This window comes from Streptomyces sp. NPDC052301 (genome assembly GCF_044593395.1).
Classification (GTDB): Bacteria; Actinomycetota; Actinomycetes; order Streptomycetales; family Streptomycetaceae; genus Streptomyces.
The window spans coordinates 394,834-407,843 of sequence record NZ_JBIUBE010000003.1 but is presented as its reverse complement, the minus strand read 5'-3'; the positions used below and the strand labels follow the sequence as shown (position 1 = coordinate 407,843).

Below are 13,010 nucleotides of genomic sequence, written 5' to 3'. Positions count from 1 at the left end.
GTTCACCGCCGTACGACCGTGCCGAACCGGATGTCGTACGACGCCTCGGGGTGCATCAGCCGCAGCATCCGCTCCGCCTCCGCGGTCACCTCCTCCCGCTCGGCCCTGCCCGGCTTCCCGAACGGCTCGATGACCAGGCACGCTTCGTCGAGCCTCCACAGACCGGCCAGGAAACCGTCCGCGAGGAAGGTGCGGTGGGCCTGGTTGCCCTGCCAGGTACGGCCGCGGTACTCGGGCGGCACGACCCGGCCGCGGTCGGCGTGGGCGAGGAGCAGGTTGTCGAACTCGGGCAGGAAGCGGGGCGGGGCCGGGGTGGTGGGGTCGGGGCGCGGGGCGTCGGGGAGGTCGAACAGCTCGACGCCGGCCGGGTCCCGGAAGGTGAGCAGCCGCGGGCGCAGCCGCTCGAAGGCGGGCCGCAGGCGGGTGAGTCCGGCCCAGGCCTGCATGTCCTGGACGGACGCCGGGCCGAAGGCGGCGAGGTAGCGCAGGACGACGGTGTCCGGCTCGGGTGCCGGTGCGGCGGGACGCCCCAGCCAGTGCTCGGCGGTGGTCAGGGCGACCTGGCCGCTCTCGCCCCACAGGCCGCGCGGGGTGACCTGGACCAGCGGCAGGGTGCAGCGGGCGGCGACGGCCAGGGCCCGGGGATCGGCGTCCGGCCACTCTGCGCCGAGCGCCGCCCGCAGCGCGGCCATGGTCCGCGGCTCGGCCTCGACCAGCTCGCGGGTGAGCCGGGCCAGCCGGGTGAGGTCGACACCGGCCAGCCCGGTACGGAAGTTCCGCAGCTCGCGGTCCCGGGCGGGCTGGACGAGCGGCCGCAGGGCCAGGCAGTCCTCGGCGGTGTGGGTGTGCAGGGTGGAGCGCAGGGTGACGATCCGCGCGACCTCGCGGCCGGCCATGAGCGCCGACAGCTGCTGAGGCGCGAAGCCGTCGAGACGGGCGGCGAGGGCGTAGTACGGGGGTTTGACGTTCTGCGCCTGGAGGCCGAGCAGATGGTGCACGGCGTCCGGGACGGAGCGCGGGGAGCGGCGCAGCAGGAGCTGCCGGCCGAGGGTGGCACGGTTCAGGGCACGGACGTCCAGGAGGGGAGCCTCGGGTGCGCTGCTCTGGGTCATGTCCGCACACGCTAGTGCCGTGGCCGGGCGGGAGTGTCGCCCTTGCGGGCCCGCTCAGCCGGTGTGCAGGACCCGGAAGCGTGCGGGGTCCGCCGGGTCCCGGTCGACCACCTGGACGGGCGCCCGGGCCCGCTGCCACACGCCGATGCCCGGGGTGCGGGAGAACCGGATCGGTCCGCGGGTGCCGTCGACGGCGACGTGTGGCCGGGCCGCCGCGGTGCGCGCCCGGTCGTCCGTGCCGTGGGAGCGCAGGACGTCGGCGAGGACGGTGACCGAGTCGTAGCCCTCGAAGGCGGCGAAGGAGGGCGCCCCGGCCGGCTGTTCGCGCAGCGTCGCCGCGACGCGTGCGCCGAGGGGGCCGAGGCGCTCGGGCAGGTGGCGCAGGAAGGGGATCGCGGCACCGTCGGCGCCGAGCGGCGTCGCCCATTCAGGGTGATCGTGCCGCACAGTGCATCCGGCACCGCCGGTGGCCGGCAACCGGTTGTCCGCTTGTCCGTCCGAGCGGGCCGCCGGGCCCCGAGGCGCCGCCGCTCCTCCTCCTGGTTCCTCCGGACTCTCACCGGACCCTGACCGTGGCGGGCGCCGGGGGCCGGGGATGCCGCGGATATCCTGCTCGTACCCCCGCCTTAGTGATCACGCCGTCCGCGGGCTCGACGGAGAGGCAGCCGATGTCCGAGCGAGAGAACGGCAGGAACGGCGGCCGCAGGTCCGTCTGGCGCCGCGCCCCCGCCCCGCCCCGGTCACCCGCCGGCGGCCAGGCGCCCGCGCCCGGCCCGGGTCCGGCGGAGCCCGCCGAACCGGCGAGCGTCGTCCGGACGGCGCTGTACCGCGACGGCGTCCGTGTCTCCTCCCCCGCCACGCTCGCCGAGACCTACCGCGAACTGCGCGATCAGCCGTCGGGCATGGCATGGATCGGCCTGGCCGGCCCGACGGCGGCCGAACTGCACTCCCTGGCCGTCGAGTTCGGTCTGCATCCGCTCGCCGTCGAGGACGCGATGGAGGCGCATCAGCGCCCCAAACTGGAGCGGTACGGCGACACGCTGTTCGTCGTGCTGCGCGCCGCCCGCTACCTCGACGCGCCCGAGGAGGTCGACTTCGGCGAGCTGCACGTGTTCGTCGGCCCGGACTTCGTCATCACCGTCCGGCACGGCGCGGCCCCCGATCTGTCCGCGGTCCGCCGCCGCATGGAGGACACCCCCGAGCTGCTGAGACTCGGCCCGGAAGCGGTCCTGTACGCGATCCTGGACGCGGTCGTCGACGGGTACGCCCCGGTCGTGTCCGGCGTGCAGAACGACATCGACGAGATCGAGACCGAGGTGTTCCGCGGCGACCCCGAGGTCTCCCGTCGCATCTACGAACTGTCCCGGGAGATGGTCGAGTTCCAGCGCGCGACCCGCCCGCTCGTCGGCATGCTGCACGGTCTGATGGCGGGCTTCGCCAAGTACGAGACCGACGAGGAGCTCCAGCGCTATCTGCGGGACGTCGCCGACCACGTCACCCACATCAGCGAGCGCGTCGACGGCTTCCGCCAGGCCCTCAGCGAGATCCTCACCGTCAACGCGACCCTGGTCACCCAGCAGCAGAACGCGGAGATGCGGGCGCTGGCGGAGGCGGGCTTCGAGCAGAACGAGGAGATCAAGAAGATCTCGTCGTGGGCGGCCATTCTGTTCGCTCCGACGCTGGTGGGGACGATCTACGGGATGAACTTCGACCATATGCCGGAACTGCACTGGGGGTTCGGCTACCCGTTCGCGATCGGGCTGATGGGCGTGGTCTGTACGACGCTGTACCTGGTGTTCAAACGGCGGGACTGGCTGTAGCGGGAATGCGCACGCGCCGGCCGGCGTCTTCCCCAGGTGATCGCCTAGTGGCAAGGAGTGGGGATGACCGAGGCGTTGGTGTTGGGCGGCGGCGGTGTGGGCGGGATCGCCTGGATGACCGGACTGCTCGCGGGGCTCGCCGATTCCGGGCAGGACGTCAGCGGGGCCGGTCTGCTGGTGGGGACCTCCGCCGGGTCGGCCGTGGCGGCCCAGCTGGGCAGCGGGCTGAGCCTGGAGGAGCTGTACGCCCGGCAGGTGGATCCCGCGCTCCAGGCCGCCGAGATCATGGCCGAGATGGATCTGGAGAAGTTCGCCGCCGAGATCGGGGCCGCCACCGGTTCCGCCGCGTCGGTGCCGGAGCTGCGGCGGGCGGTCGGGCGGGTCGCGCTCGGGTCCCGGACGGTGCCGGAGCCGGAACGGCGGGCGGTGATCGAGTCGCGGCTGCCGTCCCACGGCTGGCCGGAGCGCGCGTTGAAGGTCGTCGCGGTGGACGCCGGGAGCGGCGAGCCGCGCGTCTTCGACCGGGACTCGGGCGTGCCCCTGGTGGACGCCGTCGCGGCGAGCTGTGCGGTGCCGGGGGTGTGGCCGCCGGTGACGATCGGCGAGCGCCGCTACATCGACGGCGGGGTGCGCTCCATCGCCAACGCCGACCTCGCCGCAGGCGCGGAGCGGGTGCTGGTGGTGGTGCCGCTGGGCGTCACCGAGCCGTTCCCGAGCGAACAGCCGCTGGAGGCCTCCGTGGCCCGTCTGCGCGCCCAGGGCGCCGAGGTGGTGCTGATCGCGCCGGACGAGGCATCGACGGCAGCGATCGGCGACAACGCCCTGGACCCGTCCACCCGCGGCCCCGCCGCCGAGACGGGCCGCACCCAGGGCCGAACGCTACGGCTGCCGTGGAGCACGGGGGCCTGAGCGAGGGCCCGGCGGACCGCCGGGGGCTTGCGCCTGGGGCGATGCGGAGATCCGCGTCCGAGCCAGAGCTCGGGGCTGCCGGGGCCTGAGGGCGGGTCGGCGCGGAGCTCGAGGCCAGAGGCAGGGCCCGTGGGCTGCCGGGGCCTGAGGGCGGGTCGGCGCGGAGCTCGAGGCCAGAGGCAGGGCCCGTGGGCTGCCAGGGCCTGAGGGCGGGTCGGCGCGGAGCTCGAGGCCAGAGGCAGGGCCCGTGGGCTGCCAGGGGCCTGGCCCAGGCCCGGTCGGAGGCCGGGGCCTGCGTCCGAGGCCGGTGGCAGGCCCGGGCTCGGGCCCATGGACCGCCGACAACCGATCCGGCCGGCAGCCGGCGGGCCCCTGGACCGCCGGGAGCCGATCCGGCCGGAGGCCGGAACCCGGGCCGAGGCCGGCGGCAGTCCCTGGCCTGAACAACCGCCCGTGGATCCCTGGAAAACTGATTCGAGCCCGGTCGGAGGCCGGGAGCCGAGCCTGGACCGCCGGCCGGCCCGGGTCTGGGTGACAGTCCGTGGACCGCCCGACACCGAGCCCGGACCGGCCGGAGGCCGGAACCCGAGCCTGGACCGCCGGCCGGCCCGGGTCTGGGTGACAGTCCGTGGACCGCCCGACGCCGAGCCGGGACCGGCCGGAGGCCGGGAGCCGAGCCAGGTCCCACGGACCGCCAGGGCCGAGCCGGTCCCAGTGGGACGCCGGAACCCGAGGCAGGCCCAGGGGGACGCCGAGGGGAAGCCGGAGCCCGAGGCAGGCCCAGGTGGACGCCGAGGGGAAGCCGGAGCCCGAGGCAGGCCCAGGTGGACGCCGGAACCCGAGGCAGGATCGCCGGCAGCCCACGAACCGCGCCGGCCCTCGGGTCACCGAGGCCCAGGCCGGCCCAGGCCGGAAGCCGGGCCCCGAGCCACGGACCGTGAACCGCCCACAGCTGGCCCGCGCCCGGCCGGAGCCTCGAACCCGGACTCAGGTTCCGTGGTCGCACACCGTCGGCAGCCAGGTCAGGTCGCGGGTGGTGCCGAGGGTGTCCAGGGACTTCAGGAGTGCGGGCAAGTGGTCGGGGTGGGCCAGGAATTCGATCGTCGCCTCGGCGAACGCGTCGCGCACCGCGGGCGGCATCGCGTCGGAGGCGTCGAAGCAGTGGACGGCGCGGGTGTCGAGGAGGGTGGCCGCGAGGGAGCGGTGCCAGGCGGAACCGGCGTCGCCGGGGGCGGGCTGCGCCTGGGCGTCGACGGAGAAACCGGACTCCCGGGCGTTCCAGGCCCGTTGGGTGTCGGCGGAGGCGAGGTGCCGGATCAGCTGCCTGGCCTGCGGGGTGTCGTGGAGCAGGGCGACCAGGTCGCCGGAGACCTCCCAGGCGTCGGAAGCGGTGGCCCCGGGGACCAGCCGGGCCGACGGCTCGTAGCGGCCGTCCGCCCGTGTCCACGCGTCCTGGTTGCGGATGAACGAGGCCTGGTGTTCCAGCGTGCAGCCCCGCGGCTCGGCGGTGACCGGCTCGGACGCCTTCTGGTACGGGGTCTTCAGGGCCCGCCGGACCAGTTCTCGGTTCCCTCCGGCACCCACCAGCCGGCCCCAGGTCGTCCAGGCCCCCTTCACCTTCTCGGACCGCCAGGACAGTTCGCCGCGCGCCCACTGCTGGTAGGTGCCCGGGCCGTACTGCTGGAGCAGGATGTCCTCGATCCAGTCCGTGCCCGGCCAGCCGCTGGTGGCCCCGGAGCCCAGGCCCACGCACCACTGCCCGGGCCGGCCGGCGGCCTGCGCGCGCTGCCGCTCGCTCGTGCCGGCCGGGTACCAGACGATGCTCTTCAGGTCGGCCTTGAGCGGGAACCAGTACACGTGCCCGTTCAGGGGCGTCGCCCAGGACGAGCTGAAGGCGTCCCGCGGGATCAGGCCGTCGAGCGGTTCCAGCTGGTTCTGCCCGGCGTAGGCGGCGAGTTCGCCGGGGCCGGTCAGCACCACCACGTCGGGTGGCGTGCCGGCCTCCACGTCGGCGCCCAGCACCTGGCTCTCGGCGGAGCTGCCCTGGTAGTCGACGTGGACGTGGTGCTCCCGCTCGAACGGCTCGACGACCGCGGCCCGGAAGTTCCGCTCGTCGTCCCCGGTCCAGTTGGCGAGCAGGGTGACCGTCGGCTCCTGCCCGAGGGCGCGTACGCCCACGACGACGGCCGCCGCGAGCACGGCCAGGCAGCACAGCCCCGCCGTGACGGTGCGGGTGAGACGGCGCGAGGGGTGGCGCCGGGTGCCGGATGCGGCCGGCGCGGGGCCGGCGGGCGGGGCGCTCACCGGGGCCTGAACCGGTAGTCGTCGATGTGCCGCCGCAGTGCCGTCTCGGCGAGTGCCATGAGCAGGATGCCTCCTATCGGGATCCACCCGGCCGCCGCGGCGCGGAGACCGGTGTGCGCGAGGGACGAGACGGTGTGCTGCCCCGCGTCGGTGAGGAGCGGCCCGCTCAGCGGGCGGTCGAGCAGGTCGCGGGTTTCCGCCATCCCCTGGAGCGTCCAGAGGGTGAACAGCAGGCAGGTGGCGAGTCCGACGATCAACAGGGCGACAGCCGCTACGAGTTGGCGGTTGTACCGGCGGCGGAAGCGGCGGCGCAGGAAGCGCTGGGTCTCCAGCAGGGCCGCGGCGAGCGCGAGGGCGAGCAGCCCGGTCACGCTCCAGCCGAGCCACAGCAGCGGCCCGAAGGAGGTCTGGCGGTGCACCGCGGCCCGCTCCTGCCGCTGCAGGACCCTCAGGCGGGCCGTGATCCCGGAGCCCGGGTCGGTCAGGACGCTGGTGGCGTAGCTGAGGTAGGCCTCGCGCAGCACGCTGTCGGCGGGCTGGAGCTGGGCCTGCTGGACCTTGACGGCGTACACCGTGATCAGTCCGGCCACCGTCTGCAGGGCCTGCCGGCCCGCGGGGCCGCCCACGTCGTCCCCGGCGGCGGCCGCGAGGCTCTGCGCGGCGACCGAGATCTGCCGCTGGAAGTCACTGGTGGGGGCCGCCGCTCCGGCGTCCTGCTGGGCCCGGCCGAGGGCGTAGAGCGCGGTGTCGACGGACAGCACGGCCGGTGCGCTGGAGGTGCGCAGCGGGTTGGCGTCGCCGTGCACGCCCTCGTAGGACAGGAACAGGGACAGGGTGAGCAGGGCCGACAGCGCCAGCAGCAGGCGGTGGCGTACGGCGAGGTCGTGGGCGGTGGTGCTGCCCTGTCCCGGCGCCCGCCGCCCGCCGAGGAGGCGGGTCAGGGCGCGCAGCGGGCCGGTGACGGCGCGGCGGCCGGCCGGGACCGCCGCGCGCCGGGTCTTCGGGCGCGCGGCGGCGGGCGTCCCGTTCTGCGGGCCGGTGCCGTCGGCCGCGGTGCCTGCGGGGACGCTCATGCGGACGGCCCCCTCAGCAGCCGCCCGCAGTCGCCGCCGCAGTAGACGGAGTCGGCCGGCCCGAGCCACTTGCAGTCCGGGCACTCGGCGAGCGCGTCGGCGCCGGCCGGGGCGGGAGCGGCGGCCCCCGGCGGCGGGGCGGCGCCGGTGCCGGGCGGGGCGGCGGACGGCGCTTGGGCAGGGGCCGGTTCCGGCGGGGTGGTCATGGCGCTGGAGAGGATCAGGTGCTGCCAGTCGACGTCCTTGAGGCCGGCCCGGACCCGGTCGGTGCCCGGCCCGTCCTCGATCCGCCGCAGCGCGCCGAGCAGTTGGGTGTCGCCCAGCTCCGCCGCCAGGGCGAGGGCCCGGGCCAGCGCGCGGTTCGCCGCCGCCCGGCCGTCCGGGCCGCGCAGCCAGGCCCGGTAGGCCTCGGCCACGGCCGCGCTCGCCCGCTGGTACAGCTCGTGCCGGCGGACCCCGGGATGCTGCCGGGAGGCGTCGAGCGGGTTGTCGGTCCAGCGCACCAGGATGGGCTGCGGCGCGGGCAGCCGTACCGGGCGCCCGAGGTCGGGTACGACGACGTCCACGGCGGCGAGCTGGAGGTCCTCACCGATCTCGCGGCCGGTCGGGTCGGCGGCCAGGACGACCTGGAAGTGCCGTACCTCGTCGCCCCAGGCGCGGGTGACGTACTCGGCGCCGCGCCCGCCGGCTCCGGCCGTGACGGCCGGCAGCTCCTGCTCGCTCGGCACCACCTGCGTGACCCGGCGGACGACCGTGCCGGGGGTGGGGGTGAGCCTGATTCGCAGCTCGGGCACCGCCGTGCCGAGCAGTCCGCTGATCAACTCCTCGTAGACGGCGGGGAGTTCCGCCTCCTCGCGGACGGCCCCGGCGCGGCCGTGCAGCCGCCGGGTGATGCGCAGCAGCAGTTCGGCGTCCCAGTCGTCGCCGATGCCCCAGGCGTCGCACACGAACCGGCCCTCGCAGGCGTCCAGCGCGGTCTCCAGGGACATGGCGGCCCGGTGGTCGTGCTCGTTGCGCCCGTCGGTGAGCAGCAGGACGTGCTTGACGGGTGCGGGCTGTTCGCGCAGCAGCCGGCGGGCGAGGTCGAGCCAGGTGCCGATGGCGGTGCCGCCGTCCGCGTCCAGGATCCGTACGGCGCGCTCGGCCGCCTCGCGTTCGGCGGGCCCGGCGACGGCCGGCACGGGGCTGCCGGGGCCGGGGTGGACCAGGGTGGCGTCGAACCGCCCGGACAGCACGGCGAAGGCGGTCCCCTCGGGCAGCATCCGGACCGCGGCGACGGTGGCGTCCTTCGCGGCGCGCAGTTTGGCGGGCGGATGCAGCATCGAGCGGGAGGTGTCGACGATGAGCACCTCGGCGAGCGCGGGCCCGCTGCCGGGGGCGTGCCCGGTGGCGGGCCCGGCGCCGCCGTGGCTGCTGACGCCGATCTCCACGATGGCGTGCATCTCCCGGTCGGGGGCCCCGCCGGCCTGCGGTGGGACGGCGGGCAGGTCCTTCTGCTGGCCGACCGCGAGCGTCACCTCTGTCTCCCGGGCCACGGTCATCGCTGTGTCCCCTTTGTGGTCATGGCGTTCTCAGAAGGTGGTCATGGGCCGGACCGCGTGGGCCAGGTCGAGCAGCCGGCCGTGCTCCGCGGCGGTGCGGGCCTGTCCGGCCAGGTGCCGGAAGGAGTGCTCCAGCAGGGTGCGCAGGCTGTCCTCGTCACCGGGTCCGAGGAGCTCCTCGGCGGTGACCTCCGGCCCCCAGCCCTGTGCGGGCCGGCAGTGCAGGGCGTTCTCGCGGACCTCGGCGACGAGCCGGGCGCGGGACTCGCCGTCGGCGGCGCCGCCGTCCAGGCGCAGTTCGGGCAGTCGGCGGGCGGCGTCCCGCAGGTCGGCCGGGGTGGGCGGGCTGCCGTGCAGGATGCCGGCGCGGACGCGGACGGCGGCGATCCGGGCGGCGTCGTAGTGGCGGGAGGTGGCGGGGACGTCGTCGAGGACGCGGACGGCGGCGTCCCGGTCACCGCCCGCGAGGTGGCCGCGGGCCAGGCCGAAGGCGGCGGCGGTGTGGGCGAAGTCCCGGGTCCAGACGGCCTCGTGGTACCGCATGGCCCGCGCGATCCGCTGCCCGCCGGCGGGCCCGGCGCCCCCGCCGCTCCCCCTGCTGCCGCCGTGCCCGCCGTGAAGGCCGCCATCGTCGCCTGCCCCGCTTCCCGCTGTGCTTCCCGGGGGGTGTGCGGGGGCGGCGGTCCGCCCGGACGCGTTTCCGGCGCGGTCGCCGGAGGCCGGTCCGTCGTGGGGCGGCGCTCCGTGTTCCGCGCAGTGGGCGAGGGCCAGTTTGGGCACGTACTCGCCGGGCAGGGCGCGGTGGACGGCGTCGAAGCGGGCGCCGGCCCGGCCGACCTCGCCCCTGCTGAGGTGGAGGACGCCCCGGTGCCAGGCGATGCGCCAGTCGTGGGCGGCGGCCCGCTCGCCGAGCTGGGTCTCGGCCTCGGCGAGCCAGCTCTCGGCCTCGCGCTGCTCGCCCCGCCTGAGGTAGGCGCGGCACAGCCACAGCGCGGTCTCGGGGGTGCCGAGGCGGGACTCGCGGGGCCACTGCCGGGCGACCCGGTCGGGGGCGTCGGGCGGGAAGGTGTCCAGCAGCAGGGCGGCGCCGTCGTCGGGGTCGGGGACCGGCTCCGGCAGGGCCCCGGCGACCTCGGCGGCGGAGGGCGGGGAGACGTCGAGGCCGGCGGGCCGCTCGCCGGGCCGGCCGGTCCAGTGGCCCAGGGCGGGGATCGCGCCGAGGCCTGCGTCGAGGCTGGCGCCGGTGGCGCGGAACCGGGTGGAGCTCTCCGGCAGCTGCTCGCCGAACTGCAGCGAGCGGAACTCGCGCAGCACCTCCCAGAGCTGCCGCGACATCTCGGCCGCCGAGCGGAACCGGGCGCGGGGCTCGGCATGGGTGGCGCGGTCGATGAGCCGGCGGAAGGAGTCGGGGGCGAGGCCGCGGGCCGGTTCGGTGCCACGGGCCAGCGCCTGCAGGGTCATGCCGACGGTGTACAGGTCGCTGTCGACGTGCCAGCCGCGCCGGTCGATCTCCTCCTTGGGCGGGGCGAAGGACGCCGTGTACACGTAGGCGGAGGTACGGTCGCCGATCGCGCGGACCGCGCCGAGGTCGATGACCTTGACGGCCCGGCCGAAGTGGATGACGTTGGCGGGCTTCATGTCGCAGTACAGCAGCCCGCGTTCGTGCATGTACTGCAGGGCGCCGAGGATCTTGCAGCCGTAGGTGAGGACGTGGTCGAGGCGGGGGCGGCCGTGGAAGATCCGTTCGGCGTCGTCGGCGTCGAACAGCTGCTGCAGGGAGCGCCCGCCGATGTAGTCCATGACCAGGTAGCCGGTGGGCGGGCGGCCGGGGGTGCGGTGCTCGGCGTAGGTGATGATGCGGACGATGTCCGGGTGGTGCAGGCCGGTCAGGGAGCGGCGTTCCTCGACGGCGGTGCGGCGGGCGAGCGCGTCGTGGACGTCGATCTGACTCTTGAGGACGACCCGGTGGCCGTCGGCGCGGGTGTCCTCGGCGAGGTGGATCCAGCCGAGGCCGCCGCGGGCGAGGCAGCCGAGCACCTTGTAGTGGTCCGCGACCACGTCGCCCGCGGCCAGCCGGGGCAGGAAGGAGTACGGCGTGCCGCAGCGGGGGCAGCGGCCGGTGGCGCGGGCGGGCTGGCCGCCGTACCCGATCCCGATGGTCATCGTGCAGCCGTCGGCGCCGCAGCGGCGGCCCCCGGTGGGCGGCCTGGGGTCCTCGATCAGCACGTCGTCGGGGACGGGGACCTCGGGCAGGACCACCAGTCCGTGCTGGTCGAGTTCGCCGACCCCCGCGACGGCGTGCACGGTCGGCGGGCCCGGGCTCTCCTCGGCGGCGCTTGCGGGCGGCGGTTCCGGTGGTCGGGGGCGCGGCTCGACGTGCCGGTGGCCGCACGTGTCGCAGTAGCCGGTCGCCATGATGTGGCCCGCGCAGCCGGGCCGGACGCACGAGGTCATGACGTGCCCTCCTGTCCGGGTTCGGGGGCCGAGCAGAAGCCGACGAACCGTTCGACGGCGGCCTCGGCCCGTTCGATGTCGCAGGGTGTCTGCCGCAGCAGCGCCAGGGCGTCCTCGTAGAGCCGGTACGCCTCCATCACCCGGTCGCCGTCCGGGCCGGCCCGCCGGCGGCACAGCGGCCACTCGGCGCCGGTCCGGCCGAGGAGTTCCTCGCGGCGGCGCAGCCGGGCGTCGAGGAGGCCGATGGCCTGTTCCAGGCGCTGCCGGCGGCGGTCGGCGGCGTCCTCGAAGGTGAACAGCAGGTCGGCGCCGCGGGGTTCGCGTTCCCGCTCGGGGGTGTGGGCGACCCAGGCGCGCAGCATCCGGGTGCGCCCTACGCCGGATTCCGCCTGGTCCAGCAGGTGCCGGGTGCCGGGGCCGGGCAGCACGATGTCCTGGCGCCGGTCCAGTGCGGGCCCCAGCTCGTCGACGATCCGGTCGAGTTCGCGGTGCAGCCGGCGCCAGCGGTCGCGCAGCGGGCGGTCCACGAGGGACTCGGCGGTCTGCGCGAAGCGCTCGCCGCGGCGGCGGAAGACGAGCAGCAGCCGGGCGCCCTGCTGGGCGAGCCGGTCCGCCAGGCCGAGCAGGGCGTCGGGTTCGGCGGCCTCGTCGACGCCGACGAGGACGGCCGCGAGCGGGACGCGCAGGGAGCCGAGCCGTTCGGGCCGGGGGTCGTCGGGGATGCCGAGGCGGGCGGCGATGCGGTCCATGACCTCGGCGGCGGTCAGCCCCTTGAGGTCCAGGGCGAGGTCGTGGGCTCCGGCCGGGGGCACCGTCTCGGGCGGGTCGTGGCCGAAGACGCTGCTGTGGTGCCGGGTGCGCAGTTCGCGGTCGGCGAGGGTGACGGCACGCCGCAGGGTCCAGGCGCGGTCGCTGCGGGCGGGGACGACGGTGACGAGGACCGGCCAGCCCTCGCCGCGCGACCAGGAGGCGAGTTCGGTGGCGAAGGGGACGTCGAGCGCGCCGTCGGTGCCCGGGCCGGTTCTCAGCCGCGGGTCGACGGCCTCGGTGCCGTCGGTCCAGGCGGCGACCTGCGGCAGGTGGCTGAGGATGGTCTCGGTGGGGCTCATGTAGCTGAAGGCGGAGCCCGCACCGCTGTCCACGCTGAGGACGACGCCGATCACCCGGTCCGTGGTGTCGTCGACCACTCCCCCGCCGCTGAAGCCCGGGGCGGCCAGTTCGCCCGGGGTCAGGGGGCGCAGCTGCACCTGGCTGTCCCGGCCGCGGGCGGCGACCAGGGTGGCGCCGTGCCAGCGCCCGCCGTCGTCGCCGGCCGGGAAGCCGTACATGCTGACGGGTCCGTGCGGCGAGGCGAGCCGGTGGAGGCGGGTGGTGTGCTCGGCGGGCAGGGGCGTGGCCAGGCGGAGCAGGGCGAGGTCGCCGCTGCGGTCGCCGGAGGCGTCCTGCTGCTGCGGTACGTGCTCGTCCGCGCGGACGTCGGCGGCCACGGCGTCGAGCCCGCGCACGCCGACGAGGCGGACCGCGTAGGGGCGTTCGGGCGTGACGACGTGGGCGGCGGTGAGCACCCGGTCGGGGGCGAGCAGCACCCCGGCACCGAGGACCCGCCCGTCCGGCGACTCGATGCGCGCGATCCAGGACGGTGTCCGTAACCGCGATGTGACGGCTCGTTCCCCCGTGCACGTCATGCCCCGAGGCTACTCCGCGTACCGGCCCGGTACTACTGGTGTGCACGGGGTCGTGACGGTGGGGAGGGGGGCCGGGGCGAGCGGGTGCGCGGTGGGACGGCTGCGCCCGTGG

The 13,010-nt window shown here is 76.0% G+C and carries 8 protein-coding genes and 1 pseudogene; 2 read left to right on the top strand and 7 right to left on the bottom strand.

Features of this window, described 5'->3' with window-relative positions; all coding sequences use genetic code 11:
* Window positions 1-2: 2 nt before the first annotated feature.
* On the bottom strand, window positions 3-1,112 hold the full coding sequence (locus tag ACIHEJ_RS09070) for a winged helix DNA-binding domain-containing protein (RefSeq protein WP_400133424.1): 1,110 nt from the start codon (window positions 1,110-1,112) through the stop codon (window positions 3-5).
* 54 nt (window positions 1,113-1,166) lie between these two features.
* Window positions 1,167-1,541 (bottom strand): annotated as a pseudogene (locus tag ACIHEJ_RS09065) (ABC transporter substrate-binding protein); the annotation flags it as partial.
* A 239-nt stretch (window positions 1,542-1,780) separates the two neighbouring features.
* Here ACIHEJ_RS09065 and ACIHEJ_RS09060 point away from each other — a divergent pair.
* Both ACIHEJ_RS09060 and ACIHEJ_RS09055 read left to right on the top strand, forming a co-directional pair.
* On the top strand, window positions 1,781-2,932 hold the full coding sequence (locus ACIHEJ_RS09060) for a magnesium and cobalt transport protein CorA (protein ID WP_400133422.1): 1,152 nt from the start codon (window positions 1,781-1,783) through the stop codon (window positions 2,930-2,932).
* Window positions 2,933-2,995: 63 nt separating this feature from the next.
* Window positions 2,996-3,841, top strand: a complete 846-nt coding sequence (locus tag ACIHEJ_RS09055) for a patatin-like phospholipase family protein (RefSeq protein WP_400133420.1) — start codon at window positions 2,996-2,998, stop codon at window positions 3,839-3,841.
* Between the two features lie 987 nt (window positions 3,842-4,828).
* On the opposite strand, the gene ACIHEJ_RS09050 is transcribed toward ACIHEJ_RS09055, so the two are convergent.
* The 5 genes from ACIHEJ_RS09050 to ACIHEJ_RS09030 are packed head-to-tail and all read right to left on the bottom strand — an operon-like array spanning window position 4,829 to window position 12,898.
* On the bottom strand, window positions 4,829-6,145 hold the full coding sequence (locus ACIHEJ_RS09050; RefSeq protein ID WP_400133418.1) for an extracellular solute-binding protein: 1,317 nt from the start codon (window positions 6,143-6,145) through the stop codon (window positions 4,829-4,831).
* On the bottom strand, window positions 6,142-7,218 hold the full coding sequence (locus tag ACIHEJ_RS09045; RefSeq protein WP_400133416.1) for a hypothetical protein: 1,077 nt from the start codon (window positions 7,216-7,218) through the stop codon (window positions 6,142-6,144). The genes ACIHEJ_RS09050 and ACIHEJ_RS09045 overlap by 4 nt, the downstream gene beginning before the upstream one ends.
* Window positions 7,215-8,759, bottom strand: a complete 1,545-nt coding sequence (locus ACIHEJ_RS09040) for a VWA domain-containing protein (protein WP_400133414.1) — start codon at window positions 8,757-8,759, stop codon at window positions 7,215-7,217. The genes ACIHEJ_RS09045 and ACIHEJ_RS09040 overlap by 4 nt, the downstream gene beginning before the upstream one ends.
* Before the next feature lie 30 nt (window positions 8,760-8,789).
* Window positions 8,790-11,213 carry a tetratricopeptide repeat protein gene (locus ACIHEJ_RS09035; RefSeq protein ID WP_400133413.1) on the bottom strand — a complete coding sequence of 808 codons (2,424 nt, stop codon included), beginning with the start codon at window positions 11,211-11,213 and terminating at the stop codon, window positions 8,790-8,792.
* Window positions 11,210-12,898, bottom strand: coding sequence for a trypsin-like serine peptidase (locus ACIHEJ_RS09030; protein WP_400133411.1), 1,689 nt, complete (start codon window positions 12,896-12,898; stop codon window positions 11,210-11,212). Before ACIHEJ_RS09030 ends, ACIHEJ_RS09035 begins: the two co-directional genes overlap by 4 nt.
* Window positions 12,899-13,010: the final 112 nt, after the last annotated feature.